This window comes from Nonomuraea sp. NPDC049400, from assembly GCF_044466425.1.
Lineage (GTDB): Bacteria > Actinomycetota > Actinomycetes > Streptosporangiales > Streptosporangiaceae > Nonomuraea.
In genome coordinates this window covers 363,442-385,843 of the sequence record NZ_JBITMP010000006.1, presented here as the reverse complement: position 1 = coordinate 385,843, position 22,402 = coordinate 363,442, and the positions used below count along the sequence as shown (strand labels likewise).

26 protein-coding genes are annotated in these 22,402 nt (G+C 71.3%); 15 read left to right on the top strand and 11 right to left on the bottom strand.

Features of this window, described 5'->3' with window-relative positions; genetic code table 11:
- Window positions 1–212: 212 nt before the first annotated feature.
- Genes sucB through ACIBVN_RS11830 form a run of 3 tightly spaced genes read right to left on the bottom strand, consistent with a single transcriptional unit; the run spans window position 213 to window position 4,591 of the window.
- Complete coding sequence (gene sucB / locus ACIBVN_RS11840) at window positions 213–1,667, bottom strand: 2-oxoglutarate dehydrogenase, E2 component, dihydrolipoamide succinyltransferase (RefSeq protein ID WP_397135275.1); 1,455 nt, start codon at window positions 1,665–1,667, stop codon at window positions 213–215.
- A gap of 38 nt (window positions 1,668–1,705) precedes the next feature.
- Window positions 1,706–3,070, bottom strand: a complete 1,365-nt coding sequence (gene lpdA, locus ACIBVN_RS11835) for a dihydrolipoyl dehydrogenase (RefSeq protein ID WP_397135273.1) — start codon at window positions 3,068–3,070, stop codon at window positions 1,706–1,708.
- Window positions 3,071–3,121: 51 nt separating this feature from the next.
- The gene (locus ACIBVN_RS11830) at window positions 3,122–4,591 is read right to left on the bottom strand and encodes a leucyl aminopeptidase (protein ID WP_397135271.1); all 1,470 of its coding nucleotides are present in this window, start codon (window positions 4,589–4,591) and stop codon (window positions 3,122–3,124) included.
- A 97-nt stretch (window positions 4,592–4,688) separates the two neighbouring features.
- On the opposite strand from ACIBVN_RS11830, the gene ACIBVN_RS11825 reads away from it, so the two are divergent.
- Genes ACIBVN_RS11825 through ACIBVN_RS11815 form a run of 3 tightly spaced genes read left to right on the top strand, consistent with a single transcriptional unit; the run spans window position 4,689 to window position 6,099 of the window.
- Complete coding sequence (locus ACIBVN_RS11825; RefSeq protein ID WP_397135269.1) at window positions 4,689–5,036, top strand: GntR family transcriptional regulator; 348 nt, start codon at window positions 4,689–4,691, stop codon at window positions 5,034–5,036.
- Window positions 5,033–5,215 carry a hypothetical protein gene (locus tag ACIBVN_RS11820; RefSeq protein WP_397135267.1) on the top strand — a complete coding sequence of 61 codons (183 nt, stop codon included), beginning with the start codon at window positions 5,033–5,035 and terminating at the stop codon, window positions 5,213–5,215. The genes ACIBVN_RS11825 and ACIBVN_RS11820 overlap by 4 nt, the downstream gene beginning before the upstream one ends.
- Window positions 5,212–6,099 (top strand): CPBP family intramembrane glutamic endopeptidase, encoded by an 888-nt coding sequence (locus ACIBVN_RS11815; protein WP_397135265.1) that lies wholly within the window; start codon window positions 5,212–5,214, stop codon window positions 6,097–6,099. The genes ACIBVN_RS11820 and ACIBVN_RS11815 overlap by 4 nt, the downstream gene beginning before the upstream one ends.
- Before the next feature lie 12 nt (window positions 6,100–6,111).
- Here ACIBVN_RS11815 and ACIBVN_RS11810 read toward each other — a convergent pair whose 3' ends face one another.
- Window positions 6,112–6,873 (bottom strand): adenosylcobinamide-GDP ribazoletransferase, encoded by a 762-nt coding sequence (locus ACIBVN_RS11810; RefSeq protein WP_397135263.1) that lies wholly within the window; start codon window positions 6,871–6,873, stop codon window positions 6,112–6,114.
- 33 nt (window positions 6,874–6,906) lie between these two features.
- Here ACIBVN_RS11810 and ACIBVN_RS11805 point away from each other — a divergent pair, with 33 nt between their 5' ends.
- A complete protein-coding gene (locus ACIBVN_RS11805) occupies window positions 6,907–7,707 on the top strand; it encodes an ABC transporter ATP-binding protein (RefSeq protein WP_397135261.1) in 801 nt (266 codons plus the stop codon).
- A gap of 94 nt (window positions 7,708–7,801) precedes the next feature.
- Here ACIBVN_RS11805 and ACIBVN_RS11800 read toward each other — a convergent pair whose 3' ends face one another.
- Both ACIBVN_RS11800 and ACIBVN_RS11795 read right to left on the bottom strand, forming a co-directional pair.
- Window positions 7,802–8,815, bottom strand: a complete 1,014-nt coding sequence (locus ACIBVN_RS11800; protein ID WP_397135259.1) for a bifunctional adenosylcobinamide kinase/adenosylcobinamide-phosphate guanylyltransferase — start codon at window positions 8,813–8,815, stop codon at window positions 7,802–7,804.
- A 48-nt stretch (window positions 8,816–8,863) separates the two neighbouring features.
- The gene (locus ACIBVN_RS11795) at window positions 8,864–9,526 is read right to left on the bottom strand and encodes an SCO2322 family protein (RefSeq protein ID WP_397135257.1); all 663 of its coding nucleotides are present in this window, start codon (window positions 9,524–9,526) and stop codon (window positions 8,864–8,866) included.
- 82 nt (window positions 9,527–9,608) lie between these two features.
- On the opposite strand from ACIBVN_RS11795, the gene ACIBVN_RS11790 reads away from it, so the two are divergent.
- On the top strand, window positions 9,609–9,815 hold the full coding sequence (locus tag ACIBVN_RS11790; RefSeq protein WP_225273734.1) for a hypothetical protein: 207 nt from the start codon (window positions 9,609–9,611) through the stop codon (window positions 9,813–9,815).
- Window positions 9,816–9,880: 65 nt separating this feature from the next.
- Here the strand turns inward: ACIBVN_RS11790 and ACIBVN_RS11785 are convergent, their stop codons facing one another.
- Window positions 9,881–10,879: an aldo/keto reductase family protein gene (locus ACIBVN_RS11785; protein ID WP_349448140.1), complete on the bottom strand. Its 999-nt coding sequence runs from the start codon at window positions 10,877–10,879 to the stop codon at window positions 9,881–9,883.
- Between the two features lie 57 nt (window positions 10,880–10,936).
- On the opposite strand from ACIBVN_RS11785, the gene ACIBVN_RS11780 reads away from it, so the two are divergent.
- Window positions 10,937–11,941 (top strand): SMI1/KNR4 family protein, encoded by a 1,005-nt coding sequence (locus tag ACIBVN_RS11780; RefSeq protein ID WP_397135255.1) that lies wholly within the window; start codon window positions 10,937–10,939, stop codon window positions 11,939–11,941.
- Between the two features lie 12 nt (window positions 11,942–11,953).
- Here ACIBVN_RS11780 and ACIBVN_RS11775 read toward each other — a convergent pair whose 3' ends face one another.
- Window positions 11,954–12,538, bottom strand: coding sequence for a DUF3043 domain-containing protein (locus ACIBVN_RS11775; protein WP_397135253.1), 585 nt, complete (start codon window positions 12,536–12,538; stop codon window positions 11,954–11,956).
- A gap of 152 nt (window positions 12,539–12,690) precedes the next feature.
- Between ACIBVN_RS11775 and ACIBVN_RS11770 the strand changes: the two genes are divergently transcribed.
- The 6 genes from ACIBVN_RS11770 to ACIBVN_RS11745 all read left to right on the top strand — a co-directional run bounded on the left by ACIBVN_RS11770 (window position 12,691) and on the right by ACIBVN_RS11745 (window position 17,432).
- Window positions 12,691–13,515, top strand: a complete 825-nt coding sequence (locus ACIBVN_RS11770) for a PspA/IM30 family protein (protein ID WP_397135251.1) — start codon at window positions 12,691–12,693, stop codon at window positions 13,513–13,515.
- The gene (locus ACIBVN_RS11765; protein ID WP_397135249.1) at window positions 13,512–13,790 is read left to right on the top strand and encodes a hypothetical protein; all 279 of its coding nucleotides are present in this window, start codon (window positions 13,512–13,514) and stop codon (window positions 13,788–13,790) included. Before ACIBVN_RS11770 ends, ACIBVN_RS11765 begins: the two co-directional genes overlap by 4 nt.
- 3 nt (window positions 13,791–13,793) lie before the next feature.
- Window positions 13,794–14,693, top strand: a complete 900-nt coding sequence (gene htpX / locus ACIBVN_RS11760; RefSeq protein WP_397135247.1) for a zinc metalloprotease HtpX — start codon at window positions 13,794–13,796, stop codon at window positions 14,691–14,693.
- 6 nt (window positions 14,694–14,699) lie between these two features.
- On the top strand, window positions 14,700–15,260 hold the full coding sequence (locus ACIBVN_RS11755) for a hypothetical protein (protein WP_397135245.1): 561 nt from the start codon (window positions 14,700–14,702) through the stop codon (window positions 15,258–15,260).
- A gap of 37 nt (window positions 15,261–15,297) precedes the next feature.
- Window positions 15,298–16,707 (top strand): alpha/beta fold hydrolase, encoded by a 1,410-nt coding sequence (locus tag ACIBVN_RS11750; RefSeq protein ID WP_397135243.1) that lies wholly within the window; start codon window positions 15,298–15,300, stop codon window positions 16,705–16,707.
- A 119-nt stretch (window positions 16,708–16,826) separates the two neighbouring features.
- A complete protein-coding gene (locus ACIBVN_RS11745; RefSeq protein WP_397135241.1) occupies window positions 16,827–17,432 on the top strand; it encodes an SIMPL domain-containing protein in 606 nt (201 codons plus the stop codon).
- A gap of 90 nt (window positions 17,433–17,522) precedes the next feature.
- Here the strand turns inward: ACIBVN_RS11745 and ACIBVN_RS11740 are convergent, their stop codons facing one another.
- A complete protein-coding gene (locus ACIBVN_RS11740) occupies window positions 17,523–18,122 on the bottom strand; it encodes a TetR/AcrR family transcriptional regulator (protein ID WP_397135239.1) in 600 nt (199 codons plus the stop codon).
- 82 nt (window positions 18,123–18,204) lie between these two features.
- On the opposite strand from ACIBVN_RS11740, the gene ACIBVN_RS11735 reads away from it, so the two are divergent.
- A complete protein-coding gene (locus ACIBVN_RS11735) occupies window positions 18,205–19,041 on the top strand; it encodes an SDR family oxidoreductase (protein ID WP_397135237.1) in 837 nt (278 codons plus the stop codon).
- 85 nt (window positions 19,042–19,126) lie between these two features.
- Here ACIBVN_RS11735 and nadA read toward each other — a convergent pair whose 3' ends face one another.
- Window positions 19,127–20,284, bottom strand: coding sequence for a quinolinate synthase NadA (nadA, locus tag ACIBVN_RS11730; RefSeq protein ID WP_397135235.1), 1,158 nt, complete (start codon window positions 20,282–20,284; stop codon window positions 19,127–19,129).
- A 157-nt stretch (window positions 20,285–20,441) separates the two neighbouring features.
- On the opposite strand from nadA, the gene ACIBVN_RS11725 reads away from it, so the two are divergent.
- Window positions 20,442–20,795, top strand: a complete 354-nt coding sequence (locus tag ACIBVN_RS11725) for an iron-sulfur cluster assembly accessory protein (RefSeq protein WP_349448128.1) — start codon at window positions 20,442–20,444, stop codon at window positions 20,793–20,795.
- A 97-nt stretch (window positions 20,796–20,892) separates the two neighbouring features.
- Window positions 20,893–21,879 (top strand): carbohydrate kinase family protein, encoded by a 987-nt coding sequence (locus tag ACIBVN_RS11720; RefSeq protein WP_397135233.1) that lies wholly within the window; start codon window positions 20,893–20,895, stop codon window positions 21,877–21,879.
- Between the two features lie 79 nt (window positions 21,880–21,958).
- Here the strand turns inward: ACIBVN_RS11720 and ACIBVN_RS11715 are convergent, their stop codons facing one another.
- A complete protein-coding gene (locus tag ACIBVN_RS11715; protein WP_397135231.1) occupies window positions 21,959–22,393 on the bottom strand; it encodes a CBS domain-containing protein in 435 nt (144 codons plus the stop codon).
- Window positions 22,394–22,402 lie beyond the last annotated feature (9 nt).

Genomic DNA, 22,402 nt, shown 5'->3' with positions numbered 1-22,402 from the left:
CGTCGCCTACCTCAGTCGAGGGAAGCGAGAAGCTGCTCTCTTCGGGGAGCGGAGGAGTCACAGCCCCACACTACGCCGTCGTCGTGCCACGTCGCGTCGGGACAGGTCGTTCTGTGTGGTACGCCGGGGCGCGCGTCGCAGGACCAACCGGCAAGCGAAAGGCCGGGCGACCCCAAAGCGGAGCCGCCCGGCCAAGAACCCGACGCGCCGGGCTACGCGAGACCGAGCTGGGCCTCGAAGCGCCCCTCCTCCAGACGGCGCTTGACCGTCGTCAGGAAGCGGGCCGCGTCCGCACCGTCCACCAGGCGGTGGTCGTACGTCAGCGCCAGGTACACCATCGACCGCACCGCGATGACCTCACCCTCAGGCGTGTCGATCACCACGGGCCGCTTCACGACGGAACCGGTCCCCAGCATGCCGACCTGCGGCTGGTTGAGGATCGGGGTGTCGAACAGGGCCCCGCGGCTGCCGGTGTTGGTCAGCGTGAACGTGCCGCCCGTGATCTCGTCCGGCGTCACCTTGTTGGCGCGCGTGCGCTCCGCCAGGTCGGCCGTCTTGCGGGCCAGCCCGGCGAGGTTGAGGTCGCCGGCGTTCTTGATGACCGCCGCGATCAGCCCGCGCTCGGTGTCGACCGCGATGCCCAGGTGCTCGACGTCGAAGTACGTGACCTCCATGGTCTCGTTGTTGATCGTCGCGTTGAGCTTCGGGTGCTGCTTGAGCGCCTCGATGGCGGCCATCTCGAAGAACGGCATGAACGACAGCTTGACGCCCTCGCGGCGCAGGAAGTCGGCCTTGGCCTGCTCGCGCAGCCGCGCGATCTTGGTGACGTCGACCTCGACCACCGTGGTGAGCTGGGCCGCCGTCTGCAGCGACTCGACCAGCCGCTTGGACATCGTCTGGCGCAGCCGCGTCATCTTCTCCGTACGGCCACGCAGCGTCGTGTCGACCTCCACGGGCTCGGGCGCCGCGGCGACCGGAGCCTGCGCGGCCGGAGCGGCGGCGGCGGGAGCGGGCTGGGCGGCGGCGGGCGCCGGAGCCGGCACCGGAGCGGCCTGGGCCGCGGCGGCCTTGTCGCGCTGCGCCTTGGCGGCCTCCAGCACGTCCTGCTTGCGGATGCGGCCGCCGACGCCGGTGCCGGTGATCGAGTCGAGGTCGACACCGTGCTCGTTGGCCAGCTTGCGCACCAGCGGCGTCACGTACGGGCTCTCACCCGACGGCAGCGGCGAGGGCTCCGCGACCGGGGGAGCGGCCTGCGCGGCGGGAGCCGGGGCAGGCGCGGGAGCGGGGGCCGGAGCCGGAGCGGGCTGCGGGGGAGCGGGCTGCGGGATCGAGGAGACCGGGGGAGCCGGCGCGGGCTCAGGCTCGGGCTCGGGCTGCGCAACCGGCGCGGGGGCGGCCTCGGGGGCCGGGGCGGCGGCGCCCGCCTCGGCCTTCTCGTCGATGACGGCGAGCTCGGCCCCGACCTCCACCGTCTCGTCCTCGGCCACGACGATCTTGGTGAGGACACCCGCGGAGGGCGACGGGATCTCGGTGTCGACCTTGTCGGTCGACACTTCGAGGAGCGGCTCGTCGGCTTCGACGCGCTCGCCCTCCTTCTTCAGCCAACGGGTTACGGTGCCCTCGGTCACGCTCTCGCCGAGCTGGGGCATCTGTACGGAGACCGGCATCGTTATCTTCTCTCGCGTTCTGATCTCGAGGGCTTGGACTAGTTGTGTACGTGCAGCGGCTTGCCGGCCAGGGCCAGCATCGCCTCACCCATGGCCTCGGACTGGGTCGGGTGTGCGTGGATGAGCTGGGCGACCTCTGCGGGCAGCGCCTCCCAGTTGTAGATCAGCTGCCCTTCCGTGACGAGCTCGCCGATGCGCCGGCCCACCACGTGGACACCGACGACCGGGCCGTCCTTCTGGGCGATGACCTTCACGGCGCCCGAAGTGCCGAGGATCTGGCTCTTCGGGTTTCCCGCGAGGTCGTAGACCTGTTCGACGATCTCGATGCCGCGCTCTGCCGCCTGCGCCGACGTGATCCCGACGGAGGCCACCTCGGGGTCGGAGTAGGTGATGCGCGGCACGCCCGCGTAGTCGATGGGCGGCGGGTTGAGGCCGGCGATGTGCTCGGCCACCATGATCCCCTCCGCGAACCCCGCGTGGGCGAGCTGCAGGGTCGGGATCAGGTCACCGATGGCGTAGACGCCGGGCACGGAGGTCTGGCAGTGCTCGTCGACCACGACCGCGCCGCGCTCGATGGCGACGCCCTGCTCCTCGAAGCCCATGCCCGCCGACACCGCGCCCCGCCCGACCGCGACGAGCAGCAGCTCGGCGTCGAGGGTCTTGCCGTTGGCCAGCGTGACGACCACGCCCGTCTCGGTGGTCTTGGCGCCGTCGAAGAAGACGCCGAGCTCGTACTTGATGCCGCGGCGGCGGAAGGCCCGCTCCAGCAGCTTGGAGCTGGACTCCTCCTCGGTCGGCAGCAGGTGCGGCAGCGCCTCGACGATCGTGACCTCGGCCCCGAACGAGCGGTAGACGCTGGCCAGCTCGACGCCGATCACGCCGCCGCCCAGCACGATGACGGAGGTGGGCACGCGGTCCATCTTGAGCGTGTGCTCGCTGGTGATGACGCGCTCGCCGTCGATCTCCAGGCCCGGCAGCGTCTTGGGCGCCGAGCCGGTGGCGAGGACGAGGTTGCGGCCCTCGTAGACCTCCGAGCCGACCTGGATGCGGTTGGGGCCGACCATGCGGCCCTCGCCCTCGACGATCGTCACGCCCGCGCCCTTGAGCAGGCCCTGCACGCCCTTCCAGGCCCGCGTCACGATCTTGTCCTTGAACGCGTGCACGCCCTGCACGTCGATGCCGTCGAAGCGCGCCTTGACGCCGAACGACTCGCTCTCGCGGGTCTCGTCGGCGACCTCGGCGGAGTGGAGCAGGGCCTTCGTGGGGATGCATCCCCTGTGGAGGCAGGTGCCGCCGATCTTGTCCTTTTCGATCAGCGCGACCGACTTGCCCAGCTCAGCCGCCCGAAGCGCGCAGGCGTAACCGCCGCTGCCGCCACCTAGGACGACGATGTCATAGGCCACAGGAAGGCTCCTTGTCGGGGTGTTCGTGATGCCGTCATCTTTTCATTTGTTTCAGATGCTCGCGTGCCGCTCTGCGAGTCCGATGAGAGTGCGGGTGATGGCGCCCGTGCCGCCCTTCGGGGTGTAACCGTACGGCTCGCCCTTGTTGAAGGCGGGACCGGCCATGTCGATGTGGGCCCAGCGCACGCCCTCGGGCACGAACTCCTTCAGGAAGATGCCCGCCGCCAGCATGCTGCCCCAGCGCTCGGGCTGGAGGTTGGCGATGTCGGCCACCGGTGAGTCGAGGCCCTTGCGCAGCTCCTCGGGCAGGGGCATGCCCCACGCCCCCTCGCCCGCGGTGCCGGCGGCCTCGACGACCAGCTGCCTGATGTCGTCGTCGTTGGACATGACACCGGCCGTGCGCCAGCCGAGCGCGACGATCTGCGCGCCCGTGAGGGTCGCCACATCGACGATCAGGTCGGGCTGGTCCTCGGCGGCCCTGGCGATGCCGTCCATGAGCACCAGGCGGCCCTCGGCGTCGGTGTCGAGCACCTCGACCGTCTTGCCGCTGTAGCTGTGGATGACGTCGGAGGGGCGCTGCGCGGTGCCGCTCGGCAGGTTTTCCGCCAGGCAGAGGTAGCCGACGGCGTTAACCGGCAGGCCGAGCCTGGCGATGCCGATCATGGCGCCGAGCACCGCGCCCGCGCCGCCCATGTCGGACTTCATCCAGTCCATCGCGGCCGACGGCTTGAGCGACAGGCCGCCGGAGTCGAACGTGATGCCCTTGCCCACGAACGCCAGCCGCTTGCCGGCCTCCGGGTGGGTGTAGGCGAGGCGGACCAGGCGCGGCGGGTTGGCCGAGCCCTGGCCGACGCCGATGAGGCCGCCGTAGCCGCCGTCCTTGAGCTGCTTGTCGTCGAGCACCTCGACGGTCAGCCCGACCTTGTTGCCCTCCTGCTCGGCGATCTCGGCGAACTTGGCCGGCCACAGGTCGGAGGGAGGCGTGTTGACCAGGTCGCGCACCAGGGCGACCGAGTCGGCCAGGACGCCGGCGCGCCCGGCGACGGCGTCGGACTGGCCTGAGACCACGGTGAGCTCGGCGACCGGCGCCTTCTGCTCGCCGTTCGTGCGGTAGCGGGAGAAGGCGTACGCGCCGAGCAGCGCGCCGAGCGCGACGGCCTCGGCCTCCTCCGGGGTGTCGGCGGGCAGGGCGAGCGCGGCCCTGGCGGTGCCGGCGAGGGACCGTACGGCGGCGCCGGCGGCACGGCGCAGACCCTCGGTGTCGGGGGAGTCGCCCAGACCGACCGCGACCAGCAGCGGGGCGGCGATGGCGCCGAACGTGGGCAGCTTGGCCAGCTCGCCTGCCTTGCCGGAGAAGGCGACGGCCTTGAGGGAGCCGGCGAGCTTGCCGCCGAAGGCGGCGTCGAGGGACTCGGCGCCCGCGGCGGCCCGCGGGCCTTCCTGGCCTGACCTGAAGCCGACGATCAACGCGTCGGTGTCAAAGGAGACTGGATCTGCTGAGTTCAGCCGCACAGTGGTCACGTAAACCGATGCTATCCAGGTCTTCTACGTACTCACAAACAGGGGTTCATCCTACCAATCGCGAGGCGTGTGGGATGGCGCTAGTCTCATTAGCACCATGCTGCTGACGCTGGACCTGAACGACGCGCGGCCCCTGCACGAGCAGGTGGCCGCCGCGATCCGCCGCGCCATCGGGGAGGGGTCGTACCGCCCCGGCGACCGCCTGCCTCCGGCCCGCGATCTGGCCCAGGCTCTCGGCATCAACCCCAACACCGTGCTGCGCGCGCTGCGCGACCTTCGGGACGAGGGTCTGCTGGAGTTCAGGCGGGGCCGCGGGGTCAGCGTGGCGGGGCGGGCGGACGGCCGCGCCCTGCTCGCGCAGCGGGCCCGCGAGCTGCTGGAGGAGGCCAGGAAGTACGGCTACGGCCGCGAGGACCTCATCGCCATCCTGGAGAAGCTGCCATGAATCCCGGAGCCGCCGCCGTAGTCTGGGCCTTCCGCGGGCTGCCCGACAGCGCCACCATCATGCTGCGCGGCGGCGAGTGCCCGGTCATCGGTCACCGCTCCGGCGGCCGGCTCACGATCACCGCCGAACGCGGCGCATCCCTCATCAACGCCCTCATCGCGGAGCCAGTGGACCAATGAAACGACCTCTCCTCATCTTCATCGTCCTGGCCTTCGGGCTGTCGTGGGCGGTGGCCCTGCCCCTCTGGCTCGGCAAGGGACTGGCCTCGCCGCAGCTGGCCTGGGTGGCCACGCTCATGATGTTCACGCCCACAGCCGGCGTGCTCGGGGCGTGGGCCGTCTCACGCACGCCGTTCCGCGAGTGGGCCAGGCAGACCGGGCTCACCTTCGGCGACCGCAAGAAGCGCACAGTCGTGCTGCTGGTCGTCACCTGGCTCGGGGTGCCGCTGCTGGCGTTCCTCGCGATGGGGCTCAGCGCCGCCGTCGGGCTGGTCTCGCTGGACCTCGGGCAGTTCAGCCTGCTCAGATCCGCGCTGCGGGCGCAGGGCGTGCAGGCGCCCGCCGACCTCGGCACGGTGGCCGTGCTCCAGATCGTGGTGGCGGTCGTCGCCGGGCCCGTGCTGAACGCGATCCCGGCACTGGGGGAGGAGTGGGGCTGGCGCGGCTGGCTGCTGCCCCGGCTCGTCTCCTCGAACGGCATGCTCGCCGGGCTGGTCTTCAGCGGCGCCGTCTGGGGCGTCTGGCACGCCCCCCTCACCCTTCTGGGCTACAACTACCCGCGCCTCGGCTCCTGGTCGGCGCTGTTCTTCATCGGCTTCTGCGTGCTGTCCGGGGTGCTGATCGGGTGGCTGCGGCTGCGTACGGGCAGCGTGTGGCCGTCCGTCGTGGCCCACGGCTCCCTGAACGCGGTCGCCCCGCCCGCCATGCTGCTCGGTGACGCCGCCGCGCCGCCGAACGAGGTGCTGGCCGGCGTGACCGGCCTCGTCGGCTGGGTCCTGCTGGCACTGGTCGGCGCGGCCCTGCTCCGCTTCTATCCGGTACGCCGGCCGCAACCGGTCGCCTGATCGGGCACGCGCTCAGGCGAGTATCGCGTACACCACCAGCGCCGTGGCCGTGGCGGTCTCCACGAGCGCGCCCAGCACGTCACCCGTGATCCCGCCGAGGCGCCGCCGCGCGTGCCGGAGCAGCAGCAGGGCGGCGCCCAGCCCGGCGAGCAGGCCGAGCGGCAGCACGATTTGGCCCCACGCCACCGGGTCATCATCCGGCAGGACGCCCATGGCGAGGACGGCGACGCCGAGCAGGGTGATCAGGGTGACGAGCCAGACGGCGGGGCGGCGTACCGTGCCCGCGACCATCGCCCCGAGCCCGTCGGGGCGTGCGGCGGGGACGCCCGCCCGGCAGGCCCACGTAAGGGCCAGCCGCCCGGCCACGCAGGCCGTCACGAACGCCGCGAACCCGGCATCGGCCGCCGCGATGACCTGGATGACCAGCGTCAGCACCAGGGTCATCACCCCGAACGGCCCGATGTCCGACTTTTTCATGATGTCGAGCGCCTCGGCGGCGGGCTTGCCGCTGCCCAGCCCGTCGGCCAGGTCGGCGAGCCCGTCCAGGTGCAGCCCCCGGGTCAGCACGGCCAGCAGCCCGACCGCCAGCGCCGCCCCCAGCAGCGGCGGCCCGGGCAGGAGCAGCGGCAGCCCGGCGACCAGGCCGAGCGCGAGCCCGACTGCCGGAGCCAGTGCCATCGCGTGCCCCGCGACCTCCCGATCCACCCGCTCGACCCGTGCCGGGAAGATGCTGAGCGTGCCGATCGCTAGCCACAGCCCATGCCAAAGGCGCATAAGCGACGATCGTAGGCCCACTAGTGTGGCGGGATGCACGTGGTTGAACTCGAAGGCGTAGGTGTCCGAGTTGTCGGAAAGTCGCTGCTTGACGGCGTCGATTGGCAGGTGGCCTACGGCGACCACTGGGTGATCCTCGGCCCCAACGGCGCGGGCAAGACGACGCTGCTCTCGCTCGCGGGCGCCGTACGGCATCCCAGTGAGGGCACGGTCAAGGTGCTCGGCCACAGGCTCGGCCGGGTGGACATGCGGGGGCTGCGCCGCCACATCGGCCTCGTCGCGGCCAGCCAGCGGCTGATCGACGAGGAGCTGATGGAGCAGGAGGGGGCGACCGCGCACACCGTGGTGCTCACCGGGCACACGGGGACAAGCGTTCCGCTCTGGGACAAGTACGGCGACGCCGAGCGGGACAGGGCCCACCGGCTGCTGGCCGACCTGGGCTGCAAGGACCTGGCGGACCGGCCGTTCCGGGTCTGCTCGCAGGGCGAGCGGGCCAGGATCAGGGTGGCCAGGTCGCTGATGGCGGACCCGGCGGTGCTGCTGCTCGACGAACCGTTCGCGGGGCTGGACCTGCCGGCCAGGGAAGACCTCATCACCGCGGTCGAAGACCTGGCCAGGACCAGGCCCGTCCTCACCACCGTGACGGTCACCCACCACCTGGAGGAGGTGCCCGCGACGACCACGCACGCCATGCTCATGCGTGACGCCGGGGTGCTGGCCGCGGGTCCGGTGGACGACGTGCTCACCCCCGCCAACCTCTCCGACTGCTTCGGCCGCCCCCTGCACGTGGACCGCCTCGACGGCCGCTGGTACGCCAGAGCCGTCCGCCCCTGACCCCTCCCGGCTCGCCACAGCCCGGGCGAGCGTCCCCCTAGCCGCTCACCGCTCGCCACAGCCCGGGCGAGCCTCCCGCGCCCCCCTTGGCCGCTCACAGCTCGAGAAGGCGTCCGGCGACCACCAGCACCACGTACTCGGATTCCGCGGCGAGGCGTTCGTTGAGGCGTCCGAGCGCGTCCCTGAAGGCCCGCCCGCTGGCCGTGGCGGGCACCACGCCCATCCCCACCTCGTCGGACACCGCCACGATCCGCACCGGCGCCTGCCGCCACGCCGCCACGAGCGCGTCACAGCGCTCACCGACCGGGGCGCGGTCCCCCTCCCAGGCCCCGTGCTCGTCGAACACCGCCGCCAGCCACGTCCCGAGCCCGTCGACCAGCAGCGGTGTGGAGGCGCTCCGGATGGCCGCGGCGAGGTCGGTGGTCTCGACGGTGGCCCAGTGCGCGGGCCGCCGCTCCCGATGCGCCCGCACCCGCGCCGCCCACTCGCCGTCGCCCGCGCCGCCCGGTCCCGTGGCGACATAAGTGACGTACGGCTCCGCCGCCAGCCGCAGCTCCGCCTCAGCCGACTTCCCCGACCGCGAGCCGCCCAGCAACAGCGCCCGCCACGGCGCCCCACCCTCAGGGCGGGCGGGTGACGGCCGACCGGGCTCGATCTCCAACTCCGTCCCGTCGGGAACGGCGAGCGCGCCCCACAACCGCAGCCGCCTGCCCAGCTCCTCCTCCGAGCGGACCCGGTGATCCAGCCCGACGGCCACCACCAGGGTCCGGTCGTCCACCAGCCCCGCCCGCCGCAGCTCCCCGAGCCGTTCCGGCCGGTCGAGCAGGTCGATCAGCACGATGTCGTATCGGGAAGGGCCGTCCGCGGGGACCGTGTGGCCGGGCGGGAGGCAGAGCAGCCGGGAGCCGTCGGGGCAGACCAGCCCCAGCCCGCCGGCGCAGGACCGGTACCCGGCAGGCAGGTCGCCGTGCGGGAAGCGGGCCACGCCGTCCACGATCAGCTCGAGCGGGCGCCGGTTGCCGGACGGGAGCCCGGCGCACGAGGCGCACCGGCACCCGGGCTCCGGCCATCCCGTACCGCCTGCCGTACCGGAGAGAAGGATTTTCACCGCGCCGAGCGTACAAACCGCCGCACGTTCCTCCCACAGCCGGCTGGCTCATCGATGCTGGAACGTTCCAGGTCGGCGGCCGGCGGTCCTGGAGCGGCGGCGGGTGGCCGCCACGGCGCCGCCCGCCAGCAGGGCGAGGGCGCCCGCGCCGCCCGCGATCAGCGTGATCGGCAGGCCGGGCCTGGAGCCGGCGGCTGCGGCCGTCAGCTCGGTGCCGCCCTTCTCCCTGGACGGGTAGTCCGCGACCGCCACCACGGCGCCCTGGCCGTTCACGCGGACCTTGGCGGCGGAGGCGAGGAGCTGTGCGGCGGTGGCGTTCTCGGCGCCCGCGACGCACTTCAGCAGCCCCTGCCCGGGAGGCCGCTCGCCGGGGTACGCGTCGGCGTCCCCGTCGCCGAAGTCCACCGCCACCACCACGCGCTTGTGCCCGGACGCGGCCGCGTCCTTGCCGCACACCGCCTGGAACGACGGCAGGTCCCCGCCGGGCGACTCGCCCGCCGCCCCGTCCGGAGCCACGGAGAAGCGCCACCCGAGGACGGAGCCGTCCGGCGGGGAGTCGCCGGCGGTCGCGGCCAGCCATGCCGTGCCGTCGCTCTGCCGCACGCTCCACGTACGCGCGGCCCCTGGATCAGCAGGGGCGGAGTGGGGGAAAGAAAGTAATGCGGCCGCCCCGAGGGCGGCTCCGGCCGCAACACGATACGCGCGCAGCATCGATTGACCTCCGAACTCGGGAGTAGGGTTCCAGTGCCTGCGGAGGGTGCACAGGCGAACCCGCGGAAAAGGAGCGTATGGCATGACATGGCGGTGGCGTTATGAAAATGCAAATGGTGGTGAGGTGACCGATCGCCCTTTGCCGCGAGAAGTTTTCCCGAGCCAGGCGGATGCGGAGTCCTGGCTCGGCGAGAACTGGCGTGACCTGCTCGAATCCGGAGTCGAGCAGGTGGCGTTGCTCGACGAGGACCGCGTGGAGTACACGGGATTGTCATTGCGCCCCGAGTGAGTCCGGGTAATGGAAAAACCCCTTGAGCGCCATTGTGGCTCAAGGGGTTTTTGCCGGGGTACGGGTTACGGGCGGGTACGCGGGCTCTGCGTCTTGGCCGGGTCGCGCTCCACCACCGGGCCGAGCACGTCGTCGATCCGCTTGAGCACGTCGGCGTCCAGCTTGACGCCCGACGCCTTCACGTTGTCGCGCACCTGCTCGGGCCGGCTGGCACCGACGATGGCGCTGGAGACGTTCGGGTTCTGCAGCACCCAGGCGATGGCCAGCTGCGCCATGCTCAGGCCGAGGTCCGCGGCGATCGGCTTGAGCTCCTGGACACGGGTCAGTACGTCGTCGTTCATGAACCGGGCGATCATGGCGCTGCCGCTTTTGTCGGTCGCCCGCGAGCCCTCAGGCGGCTGCTGCCCGGGCAGGTACTTGCCCGTGAGGACGCCCTGGCCGATCGGCGACCAGACGATCTGGCCCACGCCCTCCTTCTCGCTCAGCGGCACGATCTCGCCCTCGATGATCCGCCAGAGCATCGAGTACTGGGGCTGGTTCGAGACGATCCGGTCGAAGCCCATCTCGTCGGCGATCTTCAGGGCCTGGGCGATCTGGTCGGCGTTCCACTCGCTGACGCCGATGTAGAGGACCTTGCCCTGGCGTACGAGGTCGTCGAACGTCTTGAGCGTCTCCTCGAGCGGCGTCTCGTAGTCGAAACGGTGCGCCTGGTACAGGTCGACGTAGTCGGTCTGGAGGCGGCGCAGCGAGCCGTTGATGGACTCGGTGATGTGCTTGCGTGACAGGCCGCGGTCGTTCTGGCCGGGGCCGGTCGGCCAGTAGACCTTGGTGAAGATCTCCAGCGACTCCCTGCGCACGCCCTTCAGCGCGCGGCCGAGCACCTCCTCGGCCTTCGTCGCCGCGTAGACGTCCGCGGTGTCGAACGTGGTGATGCCCTCGTCGAGCGCCGCCTGCACGCACAGCTTGGCGGCATCCTCCTCGACCTGGGAGCCGTGGGTCAGCCAGTTTCCGTAACTGATCTCGCTTACTTTGAGACCGCTGCGACCGAGGTGTCGGAATTCCATGGGTCTGACCTTAATGCCGAGTCATGTGGTGATCGGTTTCGGGATAGGGTGCGCGACGTGCTGAAGCTCGTACGGCTGGCGCTGACGGCGGCCATCCTGACCGCGATTGCGGTGCGGCTGCGCCGGCGCGCCCAGATGCCCGACAGGCAGCCTTCACCCCCACCGGCGCCGCGACCGGCAGGGAGCACGCGGATCGGCCTGGTGTGGGCCGCCATCGCGGGGATCGTGGCGCTGACGCTGGGGGCCGCCCTGATCCCTGCGGAGCCGAGAGAGGCGGCCGCGCTGGAGTGGCGCGCCTACCAGGCCGGGCAGGCGGCGCTCACGGCTGGGACAGAGCGCTCGCCCGCTCCCGCCACCGGACCGCCCGCCACGAGCACCCCGCCGCCGGTCCCCACCGCCGTCCCCACCCGGCCGCCGGCCGAGATCCCCGACCCCAACTGCTCGCCCGCCCGGCGCCCGGTCACCGTGCGGCCGATCGACCCTGAGGTCAAGCGGGCCGTGGACCGGCAGTGGCGGCGGATCGAGCGGTGGCTGAGGGCGAAGGCGCCCAGGACGTACCGGACTCTCGCCGGACCTGGCAGGGCGCGCACGATCGCGATCGCCGAGTCGCAGATGGGCGTGGACTTCCCCGACGACCTGAGGGCCTCACTCCTGCGCCACAACGGCTCGCGGGGGCGGTCGGTCCTCGGCTTCTGGTACGACGGCGCCGACGCTCTCAGCGTCCGCCAGATCAGGGACACCTGGCGCCGGCTCTGTTCCTGGGAGCGCACCGACCTCGGGAGCGACCCCGCCACCGAATACTGGAACGGCCGGATGATCCCGTTCCTCCATTTCGCCGAGCGTGACTCGGAGAACATGGAGTACGCCGTGGTGGACTCCGCCGGGGGCGCCGTCGGATGGGACGACACGGTCTCCGGCATGGCGCCTCGCCTGCAGTCCACGTACGCGCTGCTGCGGGCCGTCGCCGACGCCCTGGAGCACGGCAGGGCGGTCGACGGCTGGCGGCCCGCAGTCCAGCGAGGGGTGCTGCGCTGGGACGACACCGGGGGCGGCAGCCCGTGAAGGCCGGTGCGGCTATTTCTTCGGCGGCACCGGCTTGCCGCCCGGCAGCACCGTGGGCGGCGGGAAGCGGAGCTTGCGGATCTGCAGGGCCCGCATCGCCGCGTAGAAGCCCACGCCCCTGAGGCTCTCGTCGGGCAGCTTCGCCGCCACCTCCCGCTTCACCTTCCAGGCCACGTAGACCGAGGTGAACAGCACGCCGATCATCATGATCGGCCACCCGATGCTGACCACGTAGCCCAGCACCTGGGCGCGGATCGTCATCGGCCACGGGATCCACGTCGCCAGCAGGATCAGTAGCGAGAAAGGCAGGAAATACTGGCTCGGCAGCCGCCGGGAGTCGACCCAGTTACGCGCGAACTTGCGCGCCGGGCCCTTGTCGCGAACGGGAAGATACTTCTCGTCGCCCGCGAGCATGCCCTTGCGGGCCCTCTCGCGTTCGGCGGCCTGCTTGGTCCGCATTTGGCGATAGGCCTCTTTGCGGTCCTTGGGCGCATGGACCGGCTGGCGCCGCCTGCTTTCCTGCTCACGGCGCTTGGGTGTGGGACGACCTTTACCTTGGGGCTTAGGATCGTCATCGGGGACGGGGGTGTCGTCCACGGAGGTTTGGGAACGGCGTCGCAACACGACGTCAACCCTACCTGGACTGCAACTTAGTGACGCCCTCGTGCGTTATGCGTAGGGTAATCCCAAGGCGGCTGCGCTGCATTGGGTGAACACCAGCACGACCTAGAAGGGGACGGCCGACGCGCATGAGCGTGATGAAGAGACTTTCGATGATCTTCAAGTCCAAGGCCAACAAGGCCCTGGACAAGATGGAGGATCCACGCGAGACCCTTGACTACTCCTATCAGCGGCAGCTCGAGCTGCTGCAGAAGGTGCGCAGGGGTGTGGCCGACGTCGCCACGTCGCGCAAGAGGGTGGAGCTCCAGATGACCGGCCTCGAGAAGCAGGCCCAGCGCTACGAGGAGCAGGGCCGCAAGGCGCTGTCCGTGGGGCGCGAGGACCTGGCCCGCGAGGCGCTGCAGCGGCGCGCCAATCTGCAGACGCAGATGGCCGACCTCAAGCTGCAGCACGACAACCTGCAGGCCGAGGAGGAGAAGCTGACCACGGCTTCCCAGCGGCTGCAGGCCAAGGTCGACGCCTTCCGTACGAAGAAGGAGACGATCAAGGCCACCTACACCGCCGCCGAGGCGCAGACCCGCATCAACGAGGCGTTCTCCGGCATCTCCGAGGAGATGGGCGACGTCGGCCTGGCGATCCAGCGTGCCGAGGACAAGACGGCGCAGATGCAGGCCCGTGCGGGCGCGATCGACGAGCTGCTGGCCAGCGGCGCGCTCGACGACTACACCGGCACCCGCGGCGACGACATCCAGGCCGAGCTCGACCGCATGGGCGGCGGCATGGACGTCGAGCTGGAGCTGGCCAGGATGAAGGCCGAGCTGGGCCAGGGCCCCGCGCCGCAGAGCGCCATCGAGCAGGGCCAGCCGCAGCAGCAGGCCCAGCCCCAGGCGCAGCCGCAGCAGCACGGTCAGAGCCACACCCAGCAGCTTCGCCAGCCCGGGGAGCCCGCATGATTGTCAGGATCATGGGCGAGGGCCAGGTGGAGATCTCCGCCGACGACATCGTGGTGCTCAACGAGCTCGACACCGAGCTCGAGGCGGCCATCGAGGTCGGCGACGAGCCGGTCTTCCGCGCCAAGCTGCACGCGCTGCTCGACAAGGTGCGCCAGGTGGGCAAGGCGCTTCCCGACGACAGCCTTGAGCCGTCAGAGCTGATCCTTCCCCCCGCGGACGCCTCGATCGAGGAGGTCCGGGAGATGCTGGGCGACCAGGGCCTTATCCCGGGCTGAGCCATGGGCACGCGGTTCGCGTCCGACCGCGGGTTGACCACCCGCATGGCCGTGACGATGTTCCTGCTCGGGTTGCTCTATGTCGTGTTCGTCGGCGTCCTGATCGCACTCGGCGTGCGGGCGCTGACCGTGCTGGTGATAGCCGGGGGCCTGCTGTTCGTGCAGTACTTCCTGTCCGACCGCATCGCCCTGTTCGCGATGCATGGGCGGGAGGTCTCGCCGCAGGAGGCCCCCGAGTTGCACGGCCTGATCGACCGGCTGTGCGCGCTCGCCGACATGCCCAAGCCGCGGGTGGCGATCGCGGAATCCGACGTCCCCAACGCGTTCGCCACCGGCCGCAACCAGAAGAACGCCGTCGTCTGCGTGACGACCGGCATCCTGCGCCGCCTGGAGCCTCAGGAGCTCGAAGGCGTGCTCGCACACGAGTTGTCGCACGTCGCGCACCGCGACGTCGCCGTCATGACCGTCGCCTCATTCCTGGGCATCGTGGCGGGGCTCATGACCAGGTTCGCCCTCTACACGGGGCTCGGGGGCCGCCGCAACGGCAACCAGGGCGGCTTGCCCGTCGGCCTGATCATCCTGCTCGTCTCCGTCGCCGTGTACGCCATCAGCTTCCTGCTCACCCGCGCCCTGTCGCGCTACCGTGAGCTGTCGGCCGACCGCGCGGGCGCGCTGCTCACGCAACGCCCGTCCGCCCTGGCCAGCGCGCTGGTGAGGATCAGCGGCGACATGGCGAGGATTCCGACCCAGGACCTGCGCGAGGCGGCGCCGTTCAACGCCTTCTACTTCGCCCCGGCGGCCCGCCCTGGCGAGTCGCTGGCGAACCTGTTCTCCACCCACCCGTCGCTCGACCGGCGGCTGGAGCAACTGGCGAACATCTCCAAGCAGCTCGGAAGGGGCTGAACCCCGATGAGCTGGCTCGACGCGCTGCTTGGCCGGTCGAAACCGGCCAAGCCCAACCTCGACGCGCTGTTCGCGCTGCCGTCCGCCGCCGTGACGCTGCAGGCCGCGACCGGGTTCGTGCCCACCGGCCGCGGCTCGGTGGCGTTCAGGGCCGCGGAGGGCGGCGCGTTCGCCACGCTCGAACGCGACGTCAAGGCGCTGCTCGGCGAGCGCGTCGAGGAGTCGCACGACTCCTACGGCTACACCTGGCTCCTGGTGCGCCGCTCGCCCGACGAGCTCGGCGACCTGGTCACCGAGCTGCACGCGGTCAACTCGTCGCTGGAGTCGGCAGGGTTCGGGCCCTCCCTGCTCTGCTCGCTGGTGTCCTTCGCCGGTCAGGACGACGGCGGGCGGCTGGCGATCGTGTACCTCTACAAGCGCGGGACGTTCTACCCGTTCGCCCCGCTTTCCGGGCAGCGGCGAGACAACGCGCTCGAACTCCAGGTGAGAGGCGTCCTCGAGGGGGAGCTGCCACTGGAGAAGGACCTCAGCCGCTGGTTCCCGGTCTGGGGCGCGCCCGGTCTCTGACAGAGCCGACCGCTACTCCGGGTGATCTAATGATCACGTGGAGCGAAGGTTGTACGTGCTCGCGGCCTGCGCGCTCATCGTGGCGGCGGTGCTGGGCAGCGCGTGGATCACCGGCCAGTTCACCTCGCCGGAGGTCGACAGGACCGACGGGTACGTCAGCGAGCTGGCCGCCCGCGACCAGCCGTGGACGCGCCTGTTCCGGGTCAGCGACGCGCTGTCGGGGCTGGCGTGCGCGTTGGGGGTGGCGCTGGTGCCGAGGGCGGCGCGCGAGGGGCGGGGCTGGCTGGCGCTGGCCGCCTTCGGGCTGCTCACCCTCGCGTCCGGGCTGTTCCCGCTGGACTGCGCCACGCTGAGCGATCCGTCCTGCGGGCGGCGGTCCATGTCGTCCGCCCACTACGCGCACCTGGTGGCGGGCATGCTGGCCACGGCCGCCGTGCTGGCCGCGATGGTGCTGCTCAGCGCGCGATGGCGCTCGTGGGTGTCGTGGCTGTTCACGTGGCTGGGGCTGGCGGCCACGCTGCTCGTGCTGTCGGCGCACGCCGACCGGCACGGGGTGGGGATCGCGCACCGGGCGCAGCTGACGTTGTTCGCGATCTGGCTGGTGTACGCGGCGCTCCACCTGCTCGTCTCGGACGACGTGACCGCCCGCACGACGGCGTCGCCCGGGGACGTACGGCCGCATGTGGTCGAGCAGGGAGCCGGGCCCGCCTTGCTCATCACCGCGGGGCTCGGGGGCGCCTGGTTCCACTGGGACGCCGTGGCCGCCCGGCTGGCCGCGACTCATCGCGTCATCCGCTTCGACCGCCCGGGTCTCGGCCTCAGCCCGTGCTCGCCCGACCCGCCCACCCTGTACGGCGAGGCCGCCCGCCTGGCCGCGCTGGCCCCCGCGCACCCGGATCGGGTGATCGTCGTCGCCCAGGGCGTGGCCTGCTGGCACGCCGAGGCGTTCGCCAGGCTGCACCCGCTCCGCGTGGCCAAGCTCGTCCTGGTCGACCCGGCGGACGCCGGTGAACGCAGGCTGTTCGCGCCGGCCGCGAGCGCCGGCCGGTGGCTGCCCGCGCTGGGCGGCACGTGGGGCGCGGCCGCCCTGGCCCGCCTCGCGGGGCCCGTGGCGCACCGGCTGCTCACCGGCGTGCGCGACCCGTACGGCGTCTACCGCGTGGGCAAGGTGCTCGCCGCGGTGGCGGGGGAGTGGCTGGCCCGCCGCGACATGGCCGACGACCTGCGCCGGATGAGGGCGGACAGGCCGATCCCCGACGTACCGGTCACGGTGATCAGCACGGGCGCGCGCAGCACGGCCCGGCAGGCCGGCCTCCTGTCCGCCCGGCTCGTACGCCTGCCTGAATCCAGGCACCGGGTACAGCTGCGGAATCCCCAGGCGATCGCCGACGCCGTCTCGGACGCACCTGACGGCGTGGCGGGCCAAGAGGGCAGAGCATGCAGCTGAGCCGGGCGCGTGGGCGGTCCGTTCCAGCCGCATATGGGCCGAGCGCGTGGTCTCCGTTCCGGCCGCATATGGGCCGTGCGTCCTAGGATCGATGCGGAACCCGATCTGAGGGGGTAGGCGTGGACATCACCGTCGTCGGCGAAGGCGCCGTGCTGGCCGCACCCGACATCCTGCGGCTGCACGCGGGCGTCGAGGTCCGCAGGGCCTCCGCCGCGGAGTCCTTCAGCGCCGCCAGATCCGCCGCCGCCCGGCTGGCCGAGGCGCTGGCCAGGGCGGGCGTCGCCGCGGAGGACGTGCGCACGGTGGAGCTGTCGCTGGGGCCGGAGTACGAGTCATACCCCAAGGTGGCCGCGTACCGGGCCGTCCAGGGCGTGGAGGTGGTCGTCCGCGACCTGACGCGGGCCGATCACGTCATCGACACGGTGGCCGGAGTAGGGGAGGAGGCCAGGCTGAACGGTGTGGCGTTCGAAGTGTCCGACTCGTCCGGCTTCATGAAGGAGGCCAGGGCGAGGGCGTTCCGGGACGCCGCCGCCAAGGCCGCCCACTACGCCGAGCTGGCAGGGCGCCCCCTGGGCAGGGTGGTCTCGGTCAGTGAGGAGCTCAAGGGCGGCGGCCCGCAGCCCCTGCGTCACATGGCCCTGGCGGCGGCCGAGAGCGATGCGTCCATCAGCCCCGGTCGCCAGACGCTGACGGTGACCGTCCGGCTCGGCTACGACTTCGCCTAGACCTGTTTCTCCGCACGTCACCGCGACCGCCCCGCGCTCCTGCGTCACGCATGGCCGGCCCCGCGCCGGGCGGTGTGTGCGGAGAACGGCCTAGACGGCTTCGGCGGAGAGTGAGTCGAGCCAGTCGAGCAGGCGCGCGCCCTGGCGGTTCATGATGCCGGGGTCGCGCAGGGCGTTGGCCAGCAGGGACATGCCCTGGTAGGCGCCCACCAGCGTCAGGGCGAGCCCCTCCGGGTCGGGCAGCCCGAGCTCCCTGAACTGGCGTTCGGCCCAGTCGATCAGCAGCCTGATGACTCTGCCCGCCTCCACATCCAGGCCGCCCTCGTCGCGTTTGTCGAGCTCGGCGGCGAGCGTTCCGGTCGGGCAGCCGTAGCGGGCGGCGAGGTCGCGCTGGCTGACCCAGGCCTCGACCAGGCTCCTGAGTCGTTCCCTCGGGTCGCCGAGGCGGTCCAGGCGGTCGGTGAGAAGCTCCAGCTGCCGGGCGTGCTCGGCGAGCGCGGCCGCGACCAGCTCGTCCTTGGTCTTGAAGTAGTAGTACACGTTGCCCACCGGGACGTCGGCGGCGCGCGCGATGTCGGCGATGGTGGTGCGCTCGGCCCCCTGCCGGTGCACGACCTGGGCGGCGGCGGCCATCAGCCGCTGCCGCTTGGCGGAGGCGGCCTTCACCCGGGAGCGCGTCGAGTCAGTCACCTGACTAACTATAGGTGCCGGAGTCGTGCTATGGTCCTTCACGAGTGAGTCAGCCGACTAACTAACTTTGAGGGGAATCATCATGATCGTCGTCACGGGAGCCACGGGAAACGTCGGCAGGACGCTGGTCCGGCTGCTGGCCGAGGCGGGCGAAGAGGTCACCGCGGTGTCGCGCCGCATCACCGGCGCGGACGTGCCCGAGGGCGTGCGCGCGGTCGCCGCCGACCTGGCCGACCCCGGGAGCATGCGCCCGGCTCTGCAGGGTGCCGAGGCGGTGTTCCTGCTCACGAGTGGCGATCTGTTCGCCGCGGAGCCCAAGGAGATCGTCGCCGCGGTCAGCGGGCCGGGCAGGATGGTCCTGCTCTCGTCGCAGGGTGTGGTGACCCGTCCGGAGAGCGCGTCCCACGGCCGCTTCGGAGCGGAGGTCGAACGCGCGGTCATGAACTCGGGCGCGCGATGGACGATCCTGCGGCCGGGCGGATTCGCCTCCAACACGTTCGCGTGGGCCGAGCCGGTTCGAGCGAGCCGCACGGTCGCCGCGCCGTTCGGCGACGTCGGGCTGCCGGTCATCGACCCCGACGACATCGCCGAGGTCGCGGCCACGGTGCTGCGCGAGCCCGGCCATGACGGCCGGATCTACGAGCTCACCGGGCCGGAGCTGGTGACCCCGCGCCAGAGCGCCGCCGCCATCGGGGAGGCGCTCGGCGAGGTGGTCGCGTTCGTGGAGCAGAGCCGCGAGGAGGCCCGGGCTCAGATGCTCGCGTTCATGCCGGAGCCGGTCGCGGACACCACTTTGGCCATCCTCGGCGAGCCGACCCCGGCCGAACAGCGGATCAGCCCGGACGTCGAGCGCGTGCTCGGCCGGGCTGCCCGCCCGTTCGCCGCCTGGGCCCGGCGCAACGCCGCGGCCTTCCGCTGAACGCGCCGCAGCGGGCCGCGACGGCGCCGGGCGCCATCGGACCCGCTGCCCGGCGCCATGCTCCTCCCCGCGCCCGCTTCGGGGGCTACGGGAGTGCCAGCATGCGGTCCAGGGCGACCTTGGCCCAGTGGGCGGTGTCCTCGTCCACCGTGATCTGGTTGACGACCTCGCCCAGCACCAGAGACTCCAGGGCCCACACCAGGTGCGGCAGGTCGATCCGGTTCATGGTCGAGCAGTAGCACACCGTCCTGTCCAGGAACGAGATGCTCTTGTCGGGGAACGTCTGGGCCAGGCGCTTGACCAGGTTGAGCTCCGTGCCGATCGCCCAGCTCGAGCCCGCAGGCGCCGCCTCAAGCGTCTTGATGATGTGCTCGGTGGAGCCCACGTGGTCGGCCTTGAGCACGACCTCGTGCCGGCACTCGGGGTGCACCAGGACGTTCACGCCGGGGATGCGGGAGCGTACGTCGTCCACCGAGTCGGCCGTGAAGCGGCCGTGCACCGAGCAGTGGCCGCGCCACAGGATCATCCTCGCCCGCTCCAGCTGCTCCTGGGTGAGGCCGCCGTTCGGGCGGTGGGGGTTCCAGACGACGCAGTCCTCCAGGGACATGCCCATCTCCAGCACCGCGGTGTTACGGCCCAGGTGCTGGTCGGGCAGGAACAGCACCTTCTCGCCGCGCGAGAACGCCCAGTCCAGGGCGCGGCGGGCGTTGGAGGAGGTGCAGACCGCGCCGCCGTTCCTGCCGCAGAAGGCCTTGATGTCGGCGCTGGAGTTCATGTACGTGACCGGAATCACCTGGTCGACCAGGCCGGCGTCCTCCAGGGCGTCCCAGCACTCCTCGACCTGGTCGAACGTGGCCATGTCCGCCATCGAGCACCCGGCCGCCATGTCAGGCAATATCACCTTCTGCGGATCGGCCGTCAGGATGTCGGCCGACTCGGCCATGAAGTGCACCCCGCAGAAGACGATGAACTCCGCCTCCGGCCGGGCCGCCGCCTGCTGGGCCAGCTTGAACGAGTCGCCCGTCACATCGGCGAACTGGATGACCTCGTCGCGCTGGTAATGGTGCCCGAGCACGAACAGGCGGTCGCCGAGCGCCTCCTTCGCCTTCCTGGCCCGCTCCACCAGGTCGGGGTCGGAGGCGGGCGGCAGCTCGCCCGGGCACTCGACCCCCTTCTCGCTGTGCGGATCGGCGCCCCGGCCGAGGACGAAGAGCGGCAGCCCAGTCTGGGTGGCCATGGCCATACCCCCTTATCGTCGAATTGACGATACTCATGATGGCACACGGACGAACCTGCTTATTACGGGGGCGGGCGCTCCGGGAATGTGTGGCATGGGCCAGGTGTTGGTAGCGTCATTAGTAGGACGTCAGAAACAGACAGCCGGGTTAGGGAGTCAGCAGATGACGGTTGAGAGCAGCGAGACCACGGCGCAGGGCCTGATCCTGACTGACGCGGCCGCCGCCAAGGTCAAGAGCCTGCTCGAGCAGCAGGGCGAGGAAGGTCTGCAGCTGCGGGTCGCCGTGCAGCCGGGCGGTTGCTCCGGTCTGCGCTACCAGCTCTTCTTCGACGACCGGTCGATGGACGGCGACGTGGTGTCGGACTTCGGGGGCGTCGGGGTGGTCACCGACCGCATGAGCGCTCCCTACCTGATGGGGGCCACGATCGACTTCGTGGACACCATCGAGAAGCAGGGCTTCACCATCGACAACCCCAACGCCACGGGCTCCTGCGCCTGTGGTGACTCGTTCAACTAGTCGGTGGCCGCATGGTCCCGCTTGCTTTAAGCGAGCGGGACCTTCGCGTATTCTCGTTGGGCTCATTGGCCTGCTGACAACGAGGAAGAAGAATCCCGTGCGCATCGCCGTTACCGGCTCCATCGCGACAGACCACCTGATGACCTTCCCAGGAAGTTTCGGCGACCAGCTGATCGCCGAGCAGCTTGACCGGGTGTCACTCTCATTCCTGGTCGATGACCTTCAGATCCGTCGCGGCGGTTGCGCCGCGAACATCGCGTTCGGCATGGCCTGCCTGGGCCTGAAGCCGGTGCTCGTGGGCGCCGTCGGCAACGACTTCGCCGACTACCGGTCGTGGCTGGAGCGCCACGGCGTCGACTGCGACTCCGTGCACATCTCGGAGACCCAGCACACCGCGCGCTTCCTGTGCACCACCGACCAGCACCACAACCAGATCGCCTCGTTCTACACCGGCGCCATGGCCGAGGCGCGGCTCATCGAGCTGCAGCCCGTCGCCAGCCGCCTGGGCAGCCTCGACCTGGTGCTGATCAGCCCCAACGACCCCGACGCGATGCTGCGCCACACCGACGAGTGCCGCCAGCGCGGCATCCCGTTCGCCGCGGACATCTCCCAGCAGCTCGCGCGCATGGAGGACGAGCAGATCCGCCAGCTCGTCGACGGCGCCGCCTACCTCTTCTCCAACGACTACGAGAAGGGGCTCATCGAGCAGAAGACCGGCTGGTCCGACGAGGAGATCCTGCACCGGGTCGGCGTCCGGGTCACCACGCTCGGCCCGAAGGGCGCCGTCATCGACCGGAGGGGCGAGCCGTCCATCGCCGTCGCCCCCGCCCCCGAAAGGGGCAAGGCCGACCCCACCGGCGTCGGTGACGCCTTCCGCGCCGGGTTCCTGTCGGGCCTGGCCTGGGGGCTGCCGCTGGAGCGCTGCGGCCAGATCGGCAACCTGACCGCCACCCACGTGCTCGAACGCGTCGGCGGCCAGGAGTACGAGCTCGGCCAGCAGGTCTTCCTCGAGCGTTTCGCCGCCGCCTACGGCGCCGGCGCCGCGGCGGAGGTCGCCGAGTTCGTCCGCTGCTACCACCCGTAACATGACAAGCCGCCCCGCCCGGCATGCGGCGGGGCGGCGTCTCGCGGCCCTGGCTCTTCCGGTACGGCCCAGCGCCTCGTCAGCCCCTCGCGTACACGTGGTGCATGAACTCGGCGAGCTGGGCGTCGGGCAGGTGCCTGGCCAGGTCGGACTCGCTGATCATGCCGACGATGCGGTCGTTCTCCAGCACCGGCAGCCGCTTGATCTGGTTCTCCTCCATCTTGGTGAGCGCCTCGTCCACGCTCGTGTCCGGAGTGACGAAGACGAGCCCGCCGGCCAGCTCGCCCGCCGTCACCTTCGACGGGTCGTGACCCGCCGCGATGCACTTGATCACGATGTCGCGGTCGGTGATGATGCCCTTCACGCGCTCGTCCGGCCCGCACACGGGCAGCGATCCCACGTCGCTGTTACGCATCAGCTGCGCCGCCCGGTCGAGTGTCTCGTGCGCCCCGATACACTCCGCTCCCGGACTCATCAGGTCACGGGCGGTCTCGTGCGGATGTCCGCTTGTCATGAGCTTTTC